This is a genomic window from Spirilliplanes yamanashiensis (genome assembly GCF_016863475.1).
GTDB classification, from domain to species: Bacteria; Actinomycetota; Actinomycetes; order Mycobacteriales; family Micromonosporaceae; genus Spirilliplanes; species Spirilliplanes yamanashiensis.
Window position 1 is genome coordinate 67516 of sequence record NZ_BOOY01000026.1, and the last position, 21661, is coordinate 89176.

The following is a 21661-nucleotide window of genomic DNA, read 5'->3' on the forward strand; positions in this document are numbered from 1 at the left end:
GGGACCCCGACGCCGGGCCGGAGCGCGGCGCATGAGCGGAGCCGACGTGCTGCTGCTCGCGCTGGGGGCGGTGGCGGTGGGCGCGGGCGCGCTCGTGGTCACCACCCGGCACCTGGTCCGGGCGGGCCTGCACCTGGTGGTGTGCCTGGGCGCGATCGCCGGGCTGTATCTCGTGCTGGGCGCCGAGCTGGTCGCCTGGGTGCAGGTGCTGATCTACGTGGGCGCGGTGGTGATCCTGCTGCTGTTCGCGGTGATGCTGACCCGCGCGCCGATCGGCCCGGCCGACGACCTGGACCGGGCCGCGTGGCCCGCCGCGCTCGTGGGCGCCGGGTCGGGGCTGGGGCTGGCGGCGCTGTTCGTGTCCGCGTACGGGTGGCGGGCGGTCGAGGTGGCCGAGCCGGGCACGGCCGGGCTGATGGGCGACCGGATCTTCGGGTCGTGGGTGCTGCCGTTCGAGGTGGTGTCCGTGCTGCTGCTGGCCGCGCTGATCGGCGCGATCGTGGTGTCCCGCCCGGACATCGGCGCGAAGGACGCGAAGGAGCGGGCCCGGTGATCCGCCCGGTCGTGCCGTTCGTGGTGGCCGCGCTGCTGTTCGGCCTGGGCGTCTACGGGGTGCTGCGCCGCCGCAACGCGGTGCTGGTGCTGATGGCGGTCGAGCTGATGCTGAACGCCGTCAACATCGTGCTGGTCACCGCGGACACCACCGTGCGCGCGGCGGTCCGCGACGCCGGGCTGACCCACACCGGCGGGGTGTTCGCCCTGTTCGTGGTGGTGATCGCCGCGGCGGAGGTGGGCGTGGGCCTGGCGGTGATCCTCCAGCTGTACCGGCTGCGGGACACCGTGGTCGTGGACGACCTGGACCTGGACGCCGAGCCGGAGGGCGCCCGGTGAGCCCCGACGTCTCGACGCCGCTGCTGATCGTCGTACCCCTGGTGGCGGGCCTGCTCGGCCTGCTGCTGCCGCAGGGCGCCCGGCGGCCCGCGGCGCTGCTCGGCGTCGGCGGCGCGGCCGTGGCGCTGGCGGCGGCGCTGGCGCTGCTGCCGAACGCGCTGCCGAGCGACCGGCCGGGCGCGCTGGCGTGGCGGTGGGCCCAGTTCGGCGGCCTGACCGTCGACATCGCGCTGCGGCCCTCGCTGACGGCCGCGTACGTGGCCCTCGCCGTGACGGTGGTGGCGCTGGCCGTGCAGGTGTACTCGGTGGCGTACCTGCACGACGACGACCGGTACGCCCCGTACGCCGCCCAGGTCAGCCTGTTCACCGCCGCCATGCTGATCGTGGTGTTCGCGGACGACCTGATCCTGCTGCTGGTCGGCTGGGAGGTCATGGGCCTCTGCTCGTACCTGCTGATCGGCCACGACCGGCGGCTGCCGGAGGCGCCCGGCTCGGCGGTGAAGGCGTTCCTGGTGACCCGGGCCGGCGACGTCGGCTTCCTGCTCGGCATCGCGGTGCTGGGGGTGTCGGCGGGCAGCTTCCGCGTCGGCGAGGTGCTCGCCGCCGACCACGGCCCGGTGCTGCTGACCACCGGCCTGCTGCTGCTGCTGTGCGGGGTGGCGGGCAAGAGCGCCCAGTTCCCGCTGCACACCTGGCTGCCCGACGCGATGGCCGGCCCGACCCCGGTGTCGGCGCTGATCCACGCGGCCACGATGGTCGCCGCGGGCGTGTACGTGGTGGCCCGCCTGCACCCGCTGTTCGCGGAGTCGCCGGCCACCCTGGCGGTGCTGGCGGTCGTGGCGGCGGTGACGATCCTGCTGGGCGCGCTGGCCGCGACCGCGCAGGACGACATCAAGCGCGTGCTGGCCTGGTCGACGGTCTCCCAGATCGGCTACATGACGGCGGCGCTGGCGGCCGGCTCGACGTCGGCGGCGCTGTTCCACCTGCTCACCCACGCCGCGTTCAAGGCGCTGCTGTTCCTCGCCGCGGGCGCGGTGATCCACGCCGTCGGCACGAACCTGATGTCGGCGATGGGCGGGCTGCGCACCGCGATGCCGGCCACGTTCACGGCGATGGTGGTAGGCCTCGGCGCGCTGGCCGGGCTGCCGCCGCTGGCGGGCTTCTGGAGCAAGGACACGGTCCTGGTCGCGGCCGCCGCCGCCCGCGACGGCCACGGGCCCGGGCCCGCCTGGGCCGGCCTGGTCGTCTGGCTGGCGGCGCTGCTGGGGGTGGCGATCACCGCGTGGTACGCGACCCGCCTGCTGCTGCGCACGTTCTTCGGCGCCCGGCGCACCGGCGAGCCGTACGCGCCGCCGCCCTTCCCGGGCGCCGCGCCGCCGCACGAGCCGGCGGCCCACGGCGAGCCGCACGACCCGCCCGCCCTGATGCGCTGGCCGGTCGGCCTGCTGACCATCGCGGCGGCCGTGGTGGGGCTGCTCGCGTTCGTGCCGGCGTTCACCGCCGAGCTGGGCCTGGTCGAGGCGCACCTCGACGTCAACGGCGTCCTCGCGCTCGGGCTGCTCGCGCTGGGCGCGGCCGCGGCGTGGTGGCGGTGGCGCGCCGCGCCCGCCGCCGACCCGGCCGCCGCGCTGGGCCGGCTGCGCCCGCTGTTCGCCGGCGCGTTCCGCATCGACGACGCCCAGGACCTGCTGGTCGTGCGCCCCGCCCACGCCCTGGCCCGGTTCGCCCGCCGCGCCGACGAGCGGGTCGTCGACGGCGCCGTCGAGGCCACCGGGGCGGGCGCCACCCGGCTGGGCGTGCTGCTCGGCCGGGCGCACGCGGCGGCCGTACCGCGCGCCGTCGCCGCCGCCCTGGCCGGCGCCCTGCTCGTCGCCGTCGTCGCCGCCGTCGTGGGAGGTGTGGCGTGAACGCGCTGCTGATCGCGGTGCTCGCCGTGCCCGCCGCCGGGGCCGCCGCGGTCGGCCTGCTGCCCGCCCGGCTCGACCGGGCCGCCCGGCTGCTCGGCGTCGCCGTCGCCGCCGTCACCCTCGTCGCGGCGGCCGCGCTCTACCGGCCGGGCGGGGCGTGGTCCGGCTACGGCGTCGAGGGCTACGACGTCCGGCCGTGGCACTCGGTCGACGTGCCGTGGGTGCCCGACCTGGACCTGCGGTTCCACCTGGGCGTCGACGGGGTGTCGTACCCGCTGGTCGTGCTCACCGCGCTGCTGACGCTGCTGTGCTGCGCGTACACCCTGAAGCACGTGCCCGAACCGGGCGCGGGCCGCAAGCTGGTCGCGCTGCTGCTCGCCCTCCAGACCGGCGTCCTGGGCGTCTTCCTCGCCCTCGACCTGCTGCTGTTCTTCGTCTTCTTCGAGATCACCCTGCTGCCCATGTACGCGGTGATCGCCGTCTGGGGCGGCGCGCGGCGGCGCCGGGCGGCCCGCAAGTTCGTCCTGTACACGCTGGCCGGGTCGGTGCTGCTGCTGCTCGGCGTGCTGGCGGCGGGCAGCGGGGCGGGCACCCTGCAGCTCACCAGCGCCAACTTCGACGGCGGCGTGCTGGTGTTCGCGCTGTTCGCGCTGGCGTTCGCCGTGAAGAGCCCGCTGTGGCCGCTGCACACCTGGCTGCCCGACGCGCACACCCAGGCCCCCACGGTGGGCAGCGTGATGCTGGCCGGCGTGCTGCTGAAGATGGGCACGTACGGGCTGATCCGGGTGGGCCTGGGCACCGCCCCGGACGGCGCCGAGCGGCTCGCCCCCGTGCTGGGGGTGCTGGCGGTCGCCGCGATCATCGTCGGCTCCCTGGTGTGCCTGGCGCAGACCGAGCTGAAGCGGCTCATCGCCTACTCCAGCGTCGGCCACATGGGCTTCGTGCTGCTGGGCATCGCCACCGGCACCGCCGCCGGCATCGAGGCGGCCCTCATCGGCAACGTCGCGCACGGCGTCATCACCGGCCTGCTGTTCTTCCTCGCCGGGGCGATCAAGGACCGCGCGCACACCGGCGAGCTGGCCGAGCTGGGCGGCCTGCGGGAGACCGCGCCCCGGCTGGCCGGCCTGCTCGGCTTCGCCGCGGTCGCGTCGCTCGGTCTGCCCGGCCTGGCCGGGTTCTGGGGCGAGGCGTTCGCCGTCGTCGCCGCCGTGCAGGTGGGCGGTCCGCTGTGGACGACGCTCGGCGTGCTCGCCGCCGTCGGCGCCGCCCTGACCGCCGCGTACTTCCTGCGGCTGCTGCGCCTGGTCACGCACGGCCCCGCGGCGACCCCGCCGCTGGCCGGGATCACGCGCGCCGAATGGGTGGCGTGGGCGCCGCTGGTGCTGCTCGCGCTCGTGCTCGGCCTCGCGCCGGGCCTCGTGGTCGACATGGCGTCCGGTGCCGTCGACGCGCTGACGGGAGCCGCCCGATGAGCCAGACCATCGACCACGTGGCGCTGCTGCCCGGCTACCTGGCCGCGCTCACGGCGGTGCTGGTGCTCGTCGCCGACCTGTTCCTGCCCCGGCTGGTGCTGAGCGCCGCGGTGGCGGGCGCCGTGTCGGTCGCCGCCGCGGCGGTCGCCGTGGTCGCGGTGTCGCCCGCCCTGGCCGACGCGGACACCCGCGTGCGCGCCACCTTCTGCAACGGCGCCCCGGGTACCGACTGCTCGTGGGAGTCGCGGCCCACCGCCGCGCTGGTCGCGGTGCTGTTCGCGATCCTCACCGTGGCGGTGCTGGCGCTGTCCGCCCCGATGCTGCGCCGCGGCGACGCCCCGGCCGGCGAGTTCTGCTTCCTGCTCACCTGCGCCATGACCGGCGGCGTCGTCACCGCCTACGCCGGCGACCTCGTCACCCTCATCGTCGGCCTGGAGACGCTGACCCTGCCGCTGTACATCCTCGTCGGCCTGCGCCGCCCCGGCTCACCCGCCGGCGCCCGCTCCGCCGTCACGTTCCTGCTGGTGAGCATCGTGTCCACGGCGATCGCCCTGCTCGGCGCCGCCCTGCTGTACGCCGCCACCGGCACCGTCTTCCTGCGCGCCCTCGCCGCCCCGCCGCTCGTGCCGGAACTGCTCACCGTCGGCGCGGTGCTGCTCGCCGCGGGCCTCGCGTTCAAGGTCGCCGCCGTCCCGCTGCACGCCTGGGCCCCCGCCACCTACGACGGCGCCCCGCTGCCCGTCGCCGCTTACTTGTCCACGGCGTCCAAGCTCGGCGGCGTCGCCGCCCTGGTCGCCGTCGCCCTGCGCCTGCCCGAGGCCCGCTGGACGCTGCTGGCCCTCGGCATCGCCACGATGACCGTCGGCAACCTCGTCGCGCTGCGCCAGGACCGCATGGTGCGCCTGCTCGCCTGGTCGTCCATCGCCCAGGCCGGCTTCGTCATCGTGGCGCCGTGGCAGGCGTCCATGCTGGGCTACGCCACGTTCTTCGTCCTGCTGGAGATCGTCGCGTTCGCGGCCGTGGTGGCCCTGCGCCCGGCCGGCGCCTCCGGCGGCCCGCTGTCCGCGTACCGGGGCGCCGCCCGCCGCCACCCGTGGATCGGGGCGGCACTGGTGCTGGCCCTCACCGGCCTGGCGGGCCTGCCGCCGGGCCTGGCCGGCCTGTTCGCGAAGGTCACCGTCGTCCAGCACCTCGTCGACGAGGACCTGGTGTGGGTCGCCGTCATCGTGGCGGCGAACGCGGTGGTCGCGCTGGCGTACTACGTCCGGGTCATCGCCCTGCTGTACGCGACCCCGGAAACCGCGGACACCCCGGAGACCGCCGTGGCCGCGCCGTCCGACGCCGCCTCCGGCCTTCCCGCCGTGCCGCGGGTCGTGGTCGCCGCGCTCGTCGTCGTCACCGCCGTCGCGGTCGTCGCCGGCTTCGTACCCCAGCTGGTCTTCGACGCCGTGAACCCCTGGCGGTAGGCGCCCTTCCCAGCCATCTCACAGCGCCCGCCGGATGAACCCGCAGGGTGGCGTTGTTGAGTGGAATGCGGGCCCACCAGGCCCGCAGTGCGAAGGAGTCAACGTGCACAGCCACCACAACGGTCTCAAGACGGCCGCCCTGCTGGGTCTGCTCACCGGCATGATCCTGGCGGTCGGTTACTGGCTCGGCGGCAGCGGCGGCCTCGTGCTCGCCGTCGTCGTGTCGCTGGTCATGAACGGCGTCAGCTACTTCTTCTCGGACAGGCTGGCCCTGCGCGCGATGCGGGCGCAGCCAGTCAGCGAGGCGCAGTTCCCCGCGCTGTACCGCATGGTCCGGGAGCTGTCCGCCGAGGCAGGCCAGCCGATGCCCCGCCTCTACGTGAGCCCCACCCTGCAGCCCAACGCGTTCGCCACGGGCCGCGACCCGCAGCACGCGGCGGTCGCCGTCACCACCGGCATCACCCAGCTGCTCGACGAGCGCGAGCTGCGCGGCGTCATCGGCCACGAGCTGTCCCACGTCTACAACCGCGACATCCTCATCTCCAGCGTCGCGGGCGCCCTGGCCGGCATCGTGACGATGGTCGCCCAGCTGGCGCTGTTCCTGCCGCTCGGCGGCGACGACGAGGACAGCCCGAACCCGGCGGCCCTGCTGCTCATGCTGATCCTCGGCCCGCTGGCCGCGTCGATCATCCAGCTGGCGATCAGCCGCAACCGCGAGTTCCAGGCGGACGCCTCCGGCGCGGCCCTCACGGGCGACCCGCTGGCCCTGGCGAGCGCCCTGCGCAAGATCCACCTTGGCGCGTCGCGGCTGCCCCTGCCGGCCGAGGGCCAGCTGACCAGCGCCGCCCACCTGATGATCGCCAACCCGTTCCGCGGCGGCGGCCTCGCGTCCCTCTTCTCGACGCACCCGCGCATGGAGGACCGCGTCGCCCGCCTGGAAAAGCTGGCGGCGACGGGCCCGCGCGGCCCGGTCCAGTTCGTCCGGTGACCGGCGTGCGGCCGACCCGCACCCACAGCGACGGCGGCCCCGCACGACGACGTGCGGGGCCGCCGCCGTCTGCCTGACCGCACCCGCGACCGGGCCGGGCCCTCACGCCGGGCCGGGCCCTCACGCCGGGCTGAGCCCTCACGCCGGGCTGAGCCCTCACGCCGGGCTGAGCCCTCACGCCGGGCCGGGTCTCGCGCCGGGCCCAGGCGGGGCCGGGGCTCAGGCCGGTGGGGCCGCCGCCGGGGGGCCCGCCGGCCGGGCCGCCGGCGACTGCGCCGCCGCGTCCGCCGCCGCCGTCTCCGACCGCACCGCAGCGGCGTCCGCCCGGGAGATCCACGGGCTCGCCGCCACCGCGGCGGCCAGCAGCAGCCCGCCCGCGGCCATCGCGAACCCCCACGGCGCCCCGCCCGGCCGGTCCACGATCAGCCCGGCGACGGCCCCGCCGGCCGCGCTGGCCGCGATGGACACGGTGACGCTCCACGTGAACGCCTCGTTCAGCATCGACGGCGGCGCGATCCGCCCGATGAGGCTGTTGCCGACGGTCAGCGTCGGCGCGATGGTGGCGCCGCCGATGACGAGGGCGACGCCGAGCAGCAGCGGGTTCGGCATGAACGCCAGCACCCCGAAGCTGCCCGCCACCGCCGCCAGCCCCAGCGGGAACTGCCGGCTCAGGGCCGCGGCGGGCGGCCGCAGCCCGTACGCGACCCCGGCGACGGCGCTGCCCACGGCCCACACGCCGAGCAGGATCCCGGCGAGGCTGTCGCCGCCGCCGTGCTCGGCGGCGTACGCGGGCACCACGATGCCGGCGGTCCCGAAGGCCGCGCCGAGCCCGGCGACGCACAGCAGCAGCGGCGCGAACCCGGGCGTGACGAGCGGCCCGAGGCCGCGGGTGTGCCGGCCGGGCTCGCGGTGGGTCACGCTGCGCATGACGGGGGTACGGGCGACCCACAGCGTCCCGCCGAGCGTCACCGCCGCCGACGCCACGAGCGCCGCCGCGGGCCCGCCGGCCACGGCGAGCAGCAGCGCGACGATCATCGGCCCGCACACGAACACCAGCTCGAACAGCGCCGTCTCCGCCGCCATGGCGGCCGGCCGCAGCCCGGCGGTGGGCGTGCCGGGCTCGGTGAGCCGGTTCCAGGCCCGCCGCAGCGCCGCGGTGAGCGGCGGGTACGTCGCCCCGGCGGCCGCGGCGGCGGCGAGCAGCGCGCCCCGCCCGCCCTGGGCGGCGGGCACGATGGCGAGCAGCGCGACGGGGTGCACGAGCGCCGTCCCGACGAGCACGGGCGCCGCCCCGAGCCGGTCGGCGAGCCGCCCGCCGGCCGGGCTGATGACGGCCCCGGCGATCGCGTACGCCCCGCCGGCCGCCCCGGCCGCCGCGTAACTGCCGGTGGCGTCCTTGACGAGCAGCAGCAACGCCAGCGGCGTCATCCCGATGCCGAGCCGCGCCACCACCCCGACGACCAGCAGCACGGGCCCGCCGGGCAACCCCCAGACCCGCCGGTACGGCCGCAGCACGGACACGAGGAACTACCTCCGGAACAGTCGACTGGTAACGAGTGGGAGCCCTACCGACCCTAACCGCCCCCGCCGCCGGCCCTCCACCGCACGGCCCTGCCGCTAGGCTGCCGCCATGCCCGGCCCCGCCGCCCGCCCGGTGCTCTTCCTGGACGTCGACGGCCCGCTGCTGCCCTTCGGCGGCACGCCCCGCCTGCACCGCCCCGCGCCACCCGGCAACCCCCTGCTCGCCCGCCTCGACCCCGCCCACGGCGCCCGGCTCGCGGCGCTGCCCTGCGAGCTGGTCTGGGCGACCACCTGGCACACCGACGCCAACGAGGTGATCGCCCCACTGCTGGGGCTACCCGCGCTGCCGGTGGTCGCGGACTGGCCGGACGAGGACGAACCGGGCCCCGTCCACTGGAAGACGAGGACGCTCGTGGCGTGGGCCGGCGGGCGCGATTTCGTCTGGGCCGACGACGAGATCACGGCCGCCGACCGGGCCTGGGTCGCCTCGCACCACCCCGGCCGGGCGCTCCTGCACCGCGTCGACCCGCGCACCGGCCTGACCGTGCCGGACTACGGCGTGATCGCCGCATGGCTGGCGGGGCGGTCGTGACGGAGCTGGACGCCGACGTCGTCGTGGCCGGGCTCGGCCCCGTCGGTGGGCTGCTCGCCGGGTTGCTGGGGGCGCAGGGCGTCCGGACCGTCGTCGTCGAGCCGGACGGCGTGCCGTACCCGAAGCCGCGGGCGGCGGTCCTCGACGCGGAGGGGTTGCGGGCGCTGAGCCTCGTACCCGGGATGGCGCCGCAGGCGTCGTGGGCAACCCCGGTGGGCCGCAACGGGGCGCTCGGCCCGGACCGGCGGCCGTTGGTACTGATGCGGCCGACCGCGCGGGCGTACGGCCATCCGCAGGTGGCGCTGATCGATCAGCCGCAGCTGGAGGCGGGGTTGCGGGCGGCGCTGGCCGCGATGCCGTCGGTGTCGGCGGTGACCGGCGCGGTGCGGGCCGTGGAGCAGCGGGCGGACGCGGTCGTGGTGGGGCTGGCGGACGGCCGGGCGCTCACGGCGCGGTGGCTGGTGGGCTGCGACGGGGTGGGGTCGGCGACGCGGGCGGCGGCGGGGATCGCGTTCGAGGGCAGTTCGTTCGCGCAGCCGTGGCTGGTGGTGGACGCGGCGACGGACCGGCCGGGGCCGGGGGTGACGGGGGCCGCGGACGGGGTGCCGGAGGTGGCGTTCGTGCTGGATCCGGCGCGCCCGGCGGTGGCGATGTCGCGGCCGGGGCGGTGGCGGTGGGAGTGGATGCTGCTGCCGGGCGACGACCCGGAGGCGATCGTGCCGGCGCTGGTGGCGCCGTGGGTGGAGCCGTCGGCGCTGACGGTGCGGCGGTCGGCGGTGTTCACGTTCCATGCGCGGCTGGCGCGGCCGTGGCGGTCCGGCCGGGTGGTGCTGGCGGGGGACGCGGCGCACGCGATGCCGCCGTTCGCGGGGGCGGGCCTGGGCATGGGGCTGCGGGACGCGGTGGCGCTGGCGTGGCGGCTGGCGCAGGGCGCGGACCTGGACGGTTACGAGCGGGAGCGCCGCCCGGACGTCGCGCGGACGACGGCGCTGGCGTTGCGGGTCGGCCGGGTGGTGCAGACGCGCCGGCCGGCGGTGTCGTGGGCGCAGCGGGCGGTGCTGCGCGCGCTGGGCCCGGTGCTGGGCCGTGTCGGCGGCTCCCGCGCCGTGCGGGTCCGGCTGTTTCCCAACCCGGTGGTACGGGTGGACGGCGGCGCGCTGCAGCGCCTGGACGAGGTGGTGGGCTACCGGTGGGCGGTGATCGGCCACGGGTGCGACCCGGCGCCGGTGGCGGCGGGTTTCCCGGGAGCGGTGCGGCTGGCGGTGGGCGCGGCGGCGCCGGGCTGCCGGACGGTGGTGGACGACGCGGGGGAGCTGCGCGGCCGCCGGGGCACGGTGACGGTGGTGCGCCCGGACCGGGTGGTGCACGGCCGGTTTAGCCGGACTGCGGGCCCAGCTTCAGGTGGGTCGTGATGCGGTAGCGGTCGCCGCGGTAGATCGACCGGGTGTATTCGAGGACGCGGCCGGCGCCGTCGCGGGTGGTGCGCTCGAACAGCAGGGCGGGGGAGTGCAGGGGCACGCCGAGCAGGTGCGCCTCGGTGGCGTCGGTGACGGTCGGCTCGGTGGTCTGCACGGCGTCGGTGGCCTCGATGCCGTAGCGCTCGCGCAGCCGGCGGTAGAGGCTGCCGGACTCGAACTCGGCGGGCGTGATGCCGGGGACGGCGGCGGCGGGGATGCGGATGCGTTCGATGGCCATGGGGGCGCCGTCGACGATGCGCAGCCGGGACACGTACAGCACGCCGTCGGCGGGGGAGACCTGGAGGCGCTGGCCGATGCGCGCCCCGGCCGGTTCGATGCGGCACTCGAGCACCTGGCTGACCCAGTCGCCCTCGGCGGGCGGGACGGCGAACCCGCCGGACGTCTCGGCGAGCTGCTGGGAGATCTTGCGCGGGTTGGTGAAGGTGCCGCGGCCGTGCTGGCGGATGAGCAGGCCGTCGCGGGTGAGCTCGTCGATGGCGGCGCGCACGGTGGGCCGGGAGACGCCGAAGTCCTCGCTGAGGGTGCGCTCGGACGGCATGGCGTCGCCGGGCTCACGGGCGTCGATGAGTTCCCGCAGCCGGTCGCGCACCTCGGCTCGCCGCACGCCGCCCCGCCTCCCCGTAGTGGTCAACTTCGAGCGGCGAAAAACTGACCAGTGGTCCATGCCGCTCCTCCAGTCTCGTCACGCGGCTCGTCCCTGTCGAGTCCGGAACCTGGTGTGTACGTTCCGTGCAGGGCCGATGGCCTCCCCGTGACGACAGGGAAGAAATAAGGACCACCAAAACATTGGGGGTACGGGCGGACCTTGACGCAGACCAGTGGCGTGGAGGAATTTACCTGTATCACTGATAAGCGGACCACTGGTCAACATGGACGGTGGCCCGCGAGCGCCGCACCGCCCTCACGCGAAGGAGACCGCCCTCATGGGGCTTTCCCCCAAGGCCCGCAAGACCGCCCTCGGTGGCGTGGTCGTCGCGTCAGCCGCCGCCCTCACCGCCTTCGGCATCTCGGCCGCGCTCCCGTCCAGCGCCGCCGTCGCCTGCGGCACGCTGTTCGACGACTTCAACTACTCGTCGAACGGTGACCCCGCCCTCGGCCAGCGCGGCTGGTCGATCCGCGGCCAGGCCGGCGGCCCCGGCGTGCCCGGCGCCACCTGGTCGCGCGACAACGTGTCGTTCCCGACGGTCGACGGCCAGAAGGTCGTGCAGCTGCGTTCCACCACGAACGGCACCGCCGGCGGCACCACGCACGCGGAGTTCAGCCAGTCGAGCCGCCGCTTCTTCGAGGGCACGTACATGGCCCGCATCAAGTTCGCGGACGCGCCGGTCAGCGGCCCCGACGGCGACATCGTGAACCAGACGTTCTACACGATCAGCCCGCTGCGCTACGCGTTCGACCCGATCTACAGCGAGCTGGACTTCTCGGAGTACCTGCCGAACGGCGGCTGGGGCACCTCGTCGGCCACGAACTTCCAGACGTCCTGGTACACGTACCAGGCGGACCCGTGGGTGGCGGACAACCAGCACTCGCAGCAGACCCGCTCGATCGCGGGCTGGCGTGACGTCATGGCGACCGTCGCGAACGGCGAGATCAAGTACTACATCGACGGCCAGCTCGTCGGCACGCACAGCGGCAAGGTGTACCCGCGCCAGAACATGTCGATCGACTTCAACCAGTGGTTCATCGACCTGACCGGCCGCACCCCGGGCGCCACCAGCACGTGGCAGGAGTCGATCGACTACGTCCTGCACGTCAAGAAGGAGGCGCTGACGCCGGCCCAGGCCGCGTCCCGCGTCGCCGCGTACCGCTCGTCGGGCACCACCCACACCGACAACGTGACCGCGGACAACGCCTGCACCCCGGGCACGACCCCGCCGGTGACGACGGCCCCCACGACGCGCCCGCCGACCACCCCGCCGACCACCCCGCCGACGCAGCCGACACAGCCGCCGACGACGGCCCCGACGACGGCCCCGCCGACCACGCGCCCGCCGACGCAGCCGCCGACCACGACCACCCCGCCGCCGGCGACCGGCCAGGCGTGGGCCGCGTACGTGGGGTACACGACCGGCCAGGTCGTCACCTACAACGGCGCGCGCTACCAGTGCCGCCAGGCCCACACGTCGCTGCCCGGCTGGGAGCCGGCGAACGTCCTGGCGCTCTGGCTGCCGATCTGACCCGCTGAGCCCGGCCCGCCGCCCCGCGTCCTCGGGGGCGGCGGGCCGTCCCGCGTCAAGTGACCGGCAGCCCGGCCAGCGCGGCGACGAGCCCGAGCGCGGCGCACACGCCGAGCACCCGCAGCACCGGCCAGCGCAGCGGGAAGATCAGCACCAGGGCGACGACGGCGATGGCGACCGGCACCGGCCGCACCGTGGTGACGTCCGGCAGCTCCAGCCGCAGCGGCCCGGCCGTCACGGCCCGGCTGGTCCCGAACAGGGTGTGCACCGCGAAGTACAGCCCCAGGTTCGCGATGACGCCGACGACGGCCGCGGTGATGCCGGTGAGGGCGGCCGACAGGGCGCGGTTGCCGCGCAGCCGCTCCACGTACGGGGCGCCGAGCAGGATGAACAGGAAGCACGGCACGAACGTCACCCAGGTGGTCAGCAGCGACGCGACGACGCCGGCGACCCACGGGTCGAGCGGGCCGGGGTTGTGGAACGCCCCGAGGAACGCCACGAACTGCACCACCATGATGAGCGGCCCGGGCGTCGTCTCGGCGAGCGCCAGCCCCCGCACCATGTCGCCGGCGCTGAGCCACCCGTAGTCCTCGACGGCCCGCTGCGCCACGAAGGCGAGCACGGCGTACGCCCCGCCGAACGTCACGACGGCCGTGCCGGAGAAGAACAACCCCTGCTGGGTGTACACGCTGCCGACGCCGGTGGTGGCGGCGACCAGGGCGACCGGCGCGAACCAGGCGACCAGCCCGACGGTGAGGATCGTGGCGGCCCGCCGCGCGGACGGCCGCTCGTGGTGCAGCGCGTCGTCGGAGATCAGCGGCGCCGGCCCGTCGTCGCGGGCCTCGTGCCCGCCGGCCGGCGCGGGCCGCCACCGGTGCACCGCCCACCCGGCCAGCGCGGCCGCGGCGATCACCACGGGGAACGGCACGGCGAACGCGGCGAGCGCCACGAACGCCCCCACCGCGAACGCCACCAGCACCGGGCTGACCAGCGCCCGCCGGCCGACCCGCCACACGGCCTGCGCGACGATGGCGACCACGGCGGGCGCCAGCCCGGCGAACACGGCGGTGACGACGGTGGTGTCGCCGTAGCCCACGTACACGGCGGACAGCGCCAGCAGCGACACCAGCCCGGGCAGCACGAACAGCGTCCCGGCGATCAGCCCGCCGCGCAGCCCGTTGAGCAGCCAGCCGACGTAGATGGCGAGCTGCTGCGCCTCCGGCCCGGGCAGCAGCATGCAGTAGTTGAGCGCGTGCAGGAACCGGCTCTGCCCGATCCACCGCCGCTCGTCGACGAGGTGCCGCTGCATGACGGCGATCTGCCCGGCCGGCCCGCCGAACGTCTGCAACGAGATGGCGAACCAGGCCCGCACCGCCTGCCGCAGCGGCACCACGTCCGCCTGCCCGGTCGTCGTCATGCCCAGCTCCCCGCGGTCGTCCACGCCCCGGATCATGCCGTAGCCCGCGCGGCCCCGCCCCGCGCGCCCCCGCTGCCCCGCCGCTCTACGCCTCCGCCGCCGGCGCCTCCGGGCCGGCGCAGCAGCCGTCGGCGCACCCGGCGCCCGCCGGCGCCCCCGCGGGCGCGCAGTCGTCGCAGTGCTCCCCGCGCCAGGCCGCGAGCCCCTCCTTGACCGCCACGCCCGCGATGACCAGCGCGGCGACCGGGTCCGCCCACGACCACCCCCACAGCGCGTTGAGCACGAGCCCGGCCAGCAGCACGGCGGACAGGTACGTGCACAACATGGTCTGCGTGGAGTCCGCCATGACGGTGGCCGACCCCAGCTCCCGCCCGGTGCGCCGCTTGGCGCGTACCAACAGGGGCATGACGATCAGCGACGCGACGGCGAGCCCGATGCCGACCGGGCTGGCCCCGGCGTCACCCCCGGCGAGCAGCGAGCGCCCCGCGTCGACCGTCACCCACGCGGCCAGCGCGAAGAACGACAGGCCGATGAGCCGCAACGCCAACCGCTCCCGGGCCTCCGGCACGGGGGAGCGGAACTGCCAGATCAGCACCCCCGCACTGGACACCTCCACGAACGAGTCCAGCCCGAACCCGACCAGCGCACTCGACGACGCCGCGGCCCCCGCCGCGAGGGCGACCACCCCTTCGACCAGGTTGTACCCGGCGGTCGCGTACGCCAGCCACAGACTGCGCCGCGACAACACGGCCCGCCGCCCGGGCGTCAATATGCTCACGACCCCACCGCCGCGGCATCCCCGTAGACGGGGCACAGGGCGACGGCGTCCCCGGTCGCGGCCAGCACCCGCTCCGCCGACCGCAGCAGGTCGAGCAGCTCGGGCCGCGCCAGCGCGTAGAACGACTGCCGCCCCTCGGCCCGGTAGCCGACCAGTCCGCAGTCCCGCAGGCAGGCAAGATGCTTCGACACCGTCGACTGCGCCAGCCCCAGCTCACCGGTCAGGTCCACCACCCGCGCCTCCCCGGCCGCCAGCCGCTGGAGGATCGCCAGCCGGGCCGGCTCCCCGAGTGACCGGAACAGCGCCACGGCAGGACTCAACCCCGGACCACCATCAATCGCCACGCGGCGATGATAGCGCCCCCAAGGAATGACCACTTGACTCCGGCCATCTCTGCGACCGGGTCCTCTCCCGACCGCGCAGGGCCTAGGACTTCTGGGCCGTCGCCGGGCCGTGAGGCCGCGTCGTCCGTGTGACCGAGTCAGGCTTGCGGCGCAACGATGGCGTAGCCGTAGGTCACGTCGCTGAGGCCGGTGATGCTGACGGTGACCGGCACCGACAAAGGCAGTGTCGAAAGACCGTTCACGACTTCCCGGCCGTCGCACGGGATCTCGCCACTGGCGATCGAACTGTCGGCGCCGCCCGCCTTCGCGGTCCGGATGTCGAACTCCACGACACGGTCCGGGCGGCTCGACGTGCAGGCACCCCGGATCTGGTACTCCACGCGAGCACGCGCCGTTCGTCGAAGGGTCGTCTCCCGGCCAGGCGCACCGTCGCTGTGAGAGAACACCACCCGGGCCAGCTCGCCTCGGCTGACAGCTGGTGCGGTCAGTAGCACCCGTGGCGCAGGCGCCGAGCTTGCGGGCAGCGGCGGCGTCACGCTTGCCCCGGTAGCCGGAAGGCCGGTGCCGGGCCGCGGCGGGCGGACGTGCTCCCTCGCCGTCCGAGCACGTCACGGACGCGCCGACAAGGACGGCAACCAGGCCGACGGCGGCACGGCGTTTCGACGACATGTTGACCAATTGTCCCAGCTCAAGAGCCGTAGCCGGTCCCACGATCAGGACCGGCTGTTCGCCCTCAGCGGTAGTTGGTGAACTGCAGGGCGATCCCGAAGTCCCCCTGCTTGAGCAGCGTGATGACGGCCTGCAGGTCGTCCTTCTTCTTGGCGGTCACCCGCAGCTGGTCGCCCTGGATCTGCGCCTGCACACCCTTCGGCCCCTCGTCGCGGATGGCCTTGCTGATCTGCTTCGCCTTGTCGGTGTCGATCCCCTGCACGACCTTGCAGTCGATCTTGTAAACCTTGCCCGACGCCCGGGCCTCCCCGGCGTCCAGCGACTTCAGCGAGATGTTCCGCTTGACCAGCTTCTCCTTGAACACGTCCAGCGCGGCCAGCACCCGCTCCTCGGTCTCCGCGGACAGGCTCACCGCCTCCTCGCCGGCCCACGCGATGGTCGCCCCGGTCCCCCGGAAGTCGAACCGCGTCCCCAGCTCCTTCTCGGCCTGCCGGAGCGCGTTGTCCACCTCCTGCCGATCCACCTTGCTGACGACGTCGAAGCTGGGCTGGGCTGGCATGATCGCGCTCCCGGACGGATGAGACAAACGGGGCCACCACGACCCCTCGACATGCCGACGGTACCCGGTTGCGGAAGTGGCCTGGCGTACGGCTATCCTGGCTTCCGCTGCCGCGAGCGATCGCGGTGCGGTGCCCTGGCGGGTTGCCCGAGCGGCCAATGGGAGCGGACTGTAAATCCGTCGCGAAAGCTACAGAGGTTCGAATCCTCTACCCGCCACCAGGGTGAGGCAGGGCCCTTGACCAGCGGGAACGTTGGACAGGGGCCTTCGCTGTTTCCGGCTGCCCTGCACCGATGCCCGCCGCATGAACGGGCACGCCGCCCGTTCTCTCGAGCAGGCGCCAAAGGCGTCTCCCGCGTTCAGGGGAATGGTGAGTAGCAACCCCGAGATGGCGTCTGCGCCCAACATCCCGCCTGCGGTTGACCCGCGCATCGCGGAGCGGACCTGCTCCAGATCGACAAACCAAGGCGGTCAGTCAGCCCGCACGTCACACCCGATCCGTGCAGCCTCTTCGGCCATCCTGTTCCCCTGGTACCGGCGTGGCGTGGTGCAGTCCAGCACCCCGGACACCGGTATCGCCCACGACCGAACGACCCCGTGCGCGGTCACGGAGCCACAGCGGTACGAGAACGGTGCCTCGAGCGCCTGCACCCCGGCGTAGTGCACGATCCGGCCGGGCCCCTGCATCGTTGTGGTGTCCTCGGGCGGTGTGAAGACCTCGCCCAGGGGCGGCACAGCGGGTTCCGAAGGATCGCGTCGGGCGGCGAAGTCCCGATACACCCGGAACTCAGGCACCGCCCCGTCGGCGGACACCTCTGCGGCGTACGGGCGCACCGACCGCAACGGTGCGTCGAGCACCCCACCGTTACGGGCAAGAACTTGCGCCGACGCGACGTGGGTGACGACATGATGCCGCCGTTCCGTGCCGAAGGTGATCTCCTCGTCCGGGCACGTCGGTGACGGTTGCGCGGACACCGTGATGCCCGGCGGGTCAGCAGAAGGCGTCGAGCCGGTAGGTGCCGGATTCGGGGAACTGGCGTCGCACGCGGCGAGCATGAGCACCGCCGCGGTTGCCCACAGGCCTGGCCGCAAAAGTGCCGTCACCAACAGATCTTCTCGCCGGCGGGATGCTCAGGTGCTGGCTTCCGCCTCTTTGGTGCCGTCGATGTGTCGCCCGGTCAGAAGAAGGTGTAGTGGAAGGGGTGGCCGCGGTCGTAGATGGCACGCAGCCACGGCTGCCTGACCTCGGGTAGCCGGGCCAGAACCCTGAAGAAGATGACACCGTCCGGCCGGAGTCGTTGGCCGGGGAGCAGCGCCGGCAGCGCCTCGGGCGCGGTCGTGACCGACCGCCCGACCGGCTTCGCGTCGCGTCGGGTGGCGAGGTGTCGCCACGCGTCCCAGGCCAGCGGGATCGGCGTCACCGGCTGGGCCACCGGCCACTGTTCGCCGGTCTGCGGGTGTTCCGGGACGAGGGCGAGGTCGTCGGCGGGGGCCGCAAGGCCCGGCCCGGCCAGGACGAGGGAGCGCGCCGGCCGCCTGCCTGCCGGGACGGCGAGACTGTCGAGGGTGTGGCGGAAGACGTCGGCGACCCGGTGGTCCGGGATGAGGATCGGGTCGCCGCCCGAGGCCGCCAGGAGGTGCGCCAGTGCGGCGGCGACGGCGGCCGGCCAGATCGGGTGCCAGCTGCCGTCCGGGAGTGACGGCGGAACGCCCGACCGCTGGTCGAGCAACTCCGTCCAGCCGAGCACCGGATGCGGGCCGGGACCGTCTTCGATCACGTGGGTGGACAGCGGGTCGAGCCACACCGCCTGCCACAGGCCGCAGTCGTCGATCCGGGTGGCGACCGGTGTGCCGCAGGTGGTGCAGACCATGTTCGGTTCGTCGCCGTTCAGGCCGCAGCATGCGACGTCATCGGCCAGCGCCGGGTCGAGGGCCGCCCCGCGGACGTCCCCCGGAGCGAGCAGCACGCGGCCGACCGTTCCTGCCGAGATGTCGGGCCTCGGCTCGGGCCATAGGCGCCACGGCGCACCGGACGGCAGGGGATCCACCGCGAACGTCCCGTGCTCCAGAAGCGGGTCGAGCGACCCTGGGCCGTTGCCGTACTTCTGATGCGTGTGGACGGGGAGCGCCACCCGGGACAACGGAACCGTCAGAGCGGCTCCGCAGGTCCGGCAGCCGAAGACCGTCATGTGAACCCCGCGTGTCGAGTCAGGCCGATCCGGATCACCGCCGACCGTAGTGCGAACCCGGGGACGACGTCGTCCAGTTTCTGGAGCCTGGCGAAGGCGTCGAGCCACCAGGTGAGGGGTGACGCCCCGCCGGAAACAGCGCCTGGACAAACGTGGCACCCAACCGCCGCCCGTTGGCGCGAACCACTCGCCCAATGGTGCGCGCTCACCACCCTCCCATTAGGACAACCCCGAAGCGTCCCCTACCGTCACCGACGTCGGCGATCCCTGACGGGGACGGCCGGCAAGGCCGGCAGCACCCGACGGGGCCGCTGCCCTCGGCACGGCCCGCGAGGCCCCGCACGAGAACCGACCGGCGACCCCGTACATGCCGGTTCGGGAGACCTGAAGGAGTCCGATGACGCACCACTCTCGCGGCGGACGGAGGCGGGCGCTCGGCGCGTGCCTCGCCGTCGTGCTGACCAGCACGCTCGGAACAGTGATCGGGTCCGCCGGCGGGCCCGCCGCCGCCCATCCCGGGTTGCCGCTGGACGTCTTCGATCCGGTCTCGGTGACGTCCGGGCAGATGCGGGACGAGACGCCGGCGGAGTTCGAGACCGAGCTGGCCGACTACAAGGAGCGCGGGCTCCTGCCCGTCGACGTCGAGGTCGACACCGTCGGTGGCTGGCGGGGCGGGGCGACGTTCCAGCGCAACACCGACGGCCGGACGTGGTGGTTGCGCACCGACATGACCGAGGCGGCGTACGAGCAGCGGCAGGCCGACGCACGGGAGGCCGGGCTGCGGCAGGTCGACATCGAGGTGTACGAGGTCGACGGCAAGCGCCGGTACGCGGCCATCTGGATCGAGAACAAGGAGAATCTCGCCTCCGCGGTGCGCCACGACCTGACCGACGCCGAGTGGGAGAGCTGGTTCGAGCAGCAGCGGGCCGCCGGTCGGATGCCGGTGGCGATCCAGCAGTACGCCACGGACGAGGGCGTCCGGTACGCGGGCGTCTGGGTGCGGAACCCGACGGGTGTGCGCTGGGCGGAGTGGCGTGGCCTGAGCGAGGCCGACTTCCAGCGCAAGGCGGACGAGCTGGAGTCCGACCACCGGCTGTTCGCGTTCGACTCGGTGCGCACGTCGGCCGGGCAGCGGTACTCCGGCATCTGGGTGGAGAACACCGACGGCCGCAGGTGGCGGGTGCAGCGCGACCTGACGAAGAGGGACTTCTGGAACTGGATCAACCGGTCCTCCGACGAGGGCTTCCGGCCCGTCTCGTACGAGCGGTACGAGACCGCGGCCGGCACCCGGTACGCGGGGATCTGGCGGCAGAACAGCGCCCGGCCGCAGTGGCCGCTGCGCGGCAAGGTCGACAAGCTGGTGAAGGCCGAGCTGGAGGCCACGGACGTGCCGGGCATCAGCGTCGCCGTGATGGAGGACGGTCGGTTCAGCTACCTGCGCGGCTTCGGCAACGCCGACGTCGACGCCGACGGCGAGACGTGGCTCGACGCCGACCACGTGCTCGGCATCGCCTCGGTGAGCAAGGCGGTGGCCGGTGTGCTGACCATGCGGCTCGTCGAGCAGGGCGAGGTCGCGCTCGCCGACCGCACGTCGGCCCACATCACCGACATCCCGAAACACCACACGCACACGATCGGCCAGCTGGCGCGCAGCCGGGGCTGCGTGCAGCACTACCGGCAGGGCGGCGGCTTCGGCGACGACAAGCCCTACGCGACGTCCCGCGACTCGGCGGAGGACTTCTGGGACGACGCGCTGGTGTGCGTTCCGGGCACGTACAACTACAGCACCCACGGCTACACGGTCCTGTGCGCGGCGCTGGAGGAGGCGACCGGTGACGACACGTACACGTTGCTGGAGGAGCGGTTGAACCGGCCGTTCGGCCTGGGCACGCTGAACGCGGAGCGGCTGACCGACAGGCAGGCCCGGCGGTCGAAGATCTACAACGACGACAACGAGGAGATCGAGCGGCCGGACCGCACCGAGAAGGTGTGCGGCGGCGGCATGGAGTCGTCGGTGCGCGACCTGGCGGCGTTCGGGGAGAAGGTCCGCTCGGGCGACATCCTCACGGAGGCGTCGCTGCGCGAGCTGTGGGGCAACGGCGGACGGGGCTACCGCATGGGCTGGCGGGCGGACGACGACGCCGCGGGCCGCCGGATGGTGTGGAAGGACGGCTCGAACGAGGGCACCCAGTCGTTCCTGCACATCTACCCGGACGACGGCGTGGTCGTGGCCGTGCTGAGCAACCGGGAGGCCGGCGGGCACGACATGCCGAAGCTGGCCCGGGACATCGGCGCCCTGGTCGTCTCCAGCTGACGAGGAACGGCGGCGGTCACCCGGTCCGGGTGGCCGCCGCCGTCCACATGCGACGCGATGTCACCAGTGGCGCGCGGTCCTTCGGCGGCTCGCCAGGAACCGGCTGGTCGCGAACCCGCCCGCGGCCAGCCCGCCGACCAGCACGATGAGCAGCACGGGCAGGTTCGTCGACGACAGGACGCCCGGGGTGGTCACGCTCGCCACCGGCAGGGCCGGCGCGCCCGTGGGGGCGTTCGGCGGCGGCGCGGTCGGCAGGGACTTGAAGTCGACGATGCCGCTGTCCTCCAGCAGCGTCAGGTGCGTGGCGACGAACTGGTTGGACCGCTGGGCCAGCTTGCGCACGGTGTCGTTGCGGGTGCTCGCGCGGACGGTCGCGATGGCGGGGAAGATCTTGCCGTGCGCCGACCGCAGCCGGTCGATGTAGATCTGGTCGAACTCCTCGCCCTCGGCCGCCTCCATCTCGTCCAGCCAGCCCTGCTGGTCCTCGTTCGGCTCGTCGGGCAGCGCGATCTTCAGCTTCTTCGCGGCGTCGCGGGCGAACTTGTCGAGTTGCCGGTGCTGGTCGGCGATCTCGCGGCCGATCTCCCGGATCCGCTCGTCGTTCGACTTCTCCTGCGCCATCTCGCCGGCGGGGATCTCCCACAGCCCGGCCAGCCGGACCTTGACGACGAGGTCCTTGTCGGCGGCCGTGAGGGCCCCGGCGGCCCGGTCGGTGATCAGCTCGCTCGGTGGCACCGGGACGTTGGGCTCGGCCCAGGCGGCGTCGGGGGCGAGCAGGGCGAGCCCGGCCGAGGCGGCGACGACGCCGGACAGGCGCCGCACCCAGAGAAGTCGACGAACGGCGCGCATGGGACCTCCTGAAGGTCGCGTGTCCCACGGCCGCCCTGGCGGGCCCGCGG

20 protein-coding genes and 1 tRNA gene are annotated in these 21661 nt (G+C 74.4%); 11 read left to right on the top strand and 10 right to left on the bottom strand.

The window, feature by feature from the left end; genetic code table 11:
• Positions 1 to 31 precede the first annotated feature (31 nt).
• The 6 genes from Sya03_RS17135 to htpX all read left to right on the top strand — a co-directional run bounded on the left by Sya03_RS17135 (position 32) and on the right by htpX (position 6724).
• Positions 32 to 553, top strand: a complete 522-nt coding sequence (locus Sya03_RS17135) for an NADH-quinone oxidoreductase subunit J family protein (protein WP_203939320.1) — start codon at positions 32 to 34, stop codon at positions 551 to 553.
• Entirely contained in the window at positions 553 to 891 is a 339-nt protein-coding gene (gene nuoK / locus Sya03_RS17140) for an NADH-quinone oxidoreductase subunit NuoK (RefSeq protein WP_203939561.1), read from the top strand. The genes Sya03_RS17135 and nuoK overlap by 1 nt, the downstream gene beginning before the upstream one ends.
• Entirely contained in the window at positions 888 to 2798 is a 1911-nt protein-coding gene (locus Sya03_RS17145; RefSeq protein WP_203939321.1) for an NADH-quinone oxidoreductase subunit 5 family protein, read from the top strand. Before nuoK ends, Sya03_RS17145 begins: the two co-directional genes overlap by 4 nt.
• Positions 2795 to 4270, top strand: coding sequence for a complex I subunit 4 family protein (locus Sya03_RS17150; RefSeq protein WP_203939322.1), 1476 nt, complete (start codon positions 2795 to 2797; stop codon positions 4268 to 4270). Before Sya03_RS17145 ends, Sya03_RS17150 begins: the two co-directional genes overlap by 4 nt.
• Positions 4267 to 5736, top strand: a complete 1470-nt coding sequence (locus Sya03_RS17155) for an NADH-quinone oxidoreductase subunit N (protein ID WP_203939323.1) — start codon at positions 4267 to 4269, stop codon at positions 5734 to 5736. Before Sya03_RS17150 ends, Sya03_RS17155 begins: the two co-directional genes overlap by 4 nt.
• A 103-nt stretch (positions 5737 to 5839) precedes the next feature.
• Entirely contained in the window at positions 5840 to 6724 is an 885-nt protein-coding gene (htpX, locus tag Sya03_RS17160) for a zinc metalloprotease HtpX (protein ID WP_275411455.1), read from the top strand.
• Between the two features lie 219 nt (positions 6725 to 6943).
• Here the strand turns inward: htpX and Sya03_RS17165 are convergent, their stop codons facing one another.
• Positions 6944 to 8245, bottom strand: coding sequence for an MFS transporter (locus Sya03_RS17165; RefSeq protein ID WP_239107620.1), 1302 nt, complete (start codon positions 8243 to 8245; stop codon positions 6944 to 6946).
• A gap of 109 nt (positions 8246 to 8354) precedes the next feature.
• On the opposite strand from Sya03_RS17165, the gene Sya03_RS17170 reads away from it, so the two are divergent.
• Both Sya03_RS17170 and Sya03_RS17175 read left to right on the top strand, forming a co-directional pair.
• On the top strand, positions 8355 to 8837 hold the full coding sequence (locus tag Sya03_RS17170; RefSeq protein WP_203939325.1) for an HAD domain-containing protein: 483 nt from the start codon (positions 8355 to 8357) through the stop codon (positions 8835 to 8837).
• On the top strand, positions 8834 to 10249 hold the full coding sequence (locus Sya03_RS17175; protein ID WP_203939326.1) for an FAD-dependent monooxygenase: 1416 nt from the start codon (positions 8834 to 8836) through the stop codon (positions 10247 to 10249). The genes Sya03_RS17170 and Sya03_RS17175 overlap by 4 nt, the downstream gene beginning before the upstream one ends.
• Here the strand turns inward: Sya03_RS17175 and Sya03_RS17180 are convergent.
• A complete protein-coding gene (locus Sya03_RS17180) occupies positions 10212 to 10919 on the bottom strand; it encodes a GntR family transcriptional regulator (protein WP_203939327.1) in 708 nt (235 codons plus the stop codon). The two genes, Sya03_RS17175 and Sya03_RS17180, sit on opposite strands and share 38 nt — an antisense overlap.
• 319 nt (positions 10920 to 11238) lie before the next feature.
• Here Sya03_RS17180 and Sya03_RS17185 point away from each other — a divergent pair, with 319 nt between their 5' ends.
• On the top strand, positions 11239 to 12492 hold the full coding sequence (locus tag Sya03_RS17185) for a carbohydrate-binding protein (protein WP_203939328.1): 1254 nt from the start codon (positions 11239 to 11241) through the stop codon (positions 12490 to 12492).
• A 55-nt stretch (positions 12493 to 12547) separates the two neighbouring features.
• On the opposite strand, the gene chrA is transcribed toward Sya03_RS17185, so the two are convergent.
• From chrA to Sya03_RS17210, 5 genes are all read right to left on the bottom strand, one after another.
• Complete coding sequence (gene chrA, locus Sya03_RS17190; RefSeq protein ID WP_239107622.1) at positions 12548 to 13933, bottom strand: chromate efflux transporter; 1386 nt, start codon at positions 13931 to 13933, stop codon at positions 12548 to 12550.
• 61 nt (positions 13934 to 13994) lie between these two features.
• Entirely contained in the window at positions 13995 to 14687 is a 693-nt protein-coding gene (locus tag Sya03_RS17195) for a cation efflux transmembrane domain-containing protein (protein ID WP_203939329.1), read from the bottom strand.
• Complete coding sequence (locus Sya03_RS17200; protein WP_203939330.1) at positions 14684 to 15031, bottom strand: ArsR/SmtB family transcription factor; 348 nt, start codon at positions 15029 to 15031, stop codon at positions 14684 to 14686. The genes Sya03_RS17195 and Sya03_RS17200 overlap by 4 nt, the downstream gene beginning before the upstream one ends.
• Positions 15032 to 15168: 137 nt before the next feature.
• On the bottom strand, positions 15169 to 15411 hold the full coding sequence (locus Sya03_RS17205) for a hypothetical protein (protein ID WP_203939331.1): 243 nt from the start codon (positions 15409 to 15411) through the stop codon (positions 15169 to 15171).
• 353 nt (positions 15412 to 15764) lie between these two features.
• On the bottom strand, positions 15765 to 16259 hold the full coding sequence (locus tag Sya03_RS17210) for a YajQ family cyclic di-GMP-binding protein (RefSeq protein WP_203939332.1): 495 nt from the start codon (positions 16257 to 16259) through the stop codon (positions 15765 to 15767).
• Between the two features lie 137 nt (positions 16260 to 16396).
• Between Sya03_RS17210 and Sya03_RS17215 the strand changes: the two genes are divergently transcribed.
• Positions 16397 to 16480, top strand: a tRNA-Tyr gene (locus Sya03_RS17215).
• A 250-nt stretch (positions 16481 to 16730) separates the two neighbouring features.
• On the opposite strand, the gene Sya03_RS17220 is transcribed toward Sya03_RS17215, so the two are convergent.
• Together Sya03_RS17220 and Sya03_RS17225 are read right to left on the bottom strand one after the other, a co-directional pair.
• Positions 16731 to 17363, bottom strand: a complete 633-nt coding sequence (locus Sya03_RS17220) for a hypothetical protein (RefSeq protein WP_203939333.1) — start codon at positions 17361 to 17363, stop codon at positions 16731 to 16733.
• Positions 17364 to 17437: 74 nt separating this feature from the next.
• A complete protein-coding gene (locus tag Sya03_RS17225) occupies positions 17438 to 18448 on the bottom strand; it encodes a hypothetical protein (protein ID WP_203939334.1) in 1011 nt (336 codons plus the stop codon).
• Between the two features lie 397 nt (positions 18449 to 18845).
• On the opposite strand from Sya03_RS17225, the gene Sya03_RS17230 reads away from it, so the two are divergent.
• Positions 18846 to 20762, top strand: a complete 1917-nt coding sequence (locus tag Sya03_RS17230) for a serine hydrolase (protein ID WP_203939335.1) — start codon at positions 18846 to 18848, stop codon at positions 20760 to 20762.
• A 60-nt stretch (positions 20763 to 20822) separates the two neighbouring features.
• Here the strand turns inward: Sya03_RS17230 and Sya03_RS17235 are convergent, their stop codons facing one another.
• Positions 20823 to 21611, bottom strand: a complete 789-nt coding sequence (locus Sya03_RS17235) for a DUF4142 domain-containing protein (protein WP_203939336.1) — start codon at positions 21609 to 21611, stop codon at positions 20823 to 20825.
• Positions 21612 to 21661: the final 50 nt, after the last annotated feature.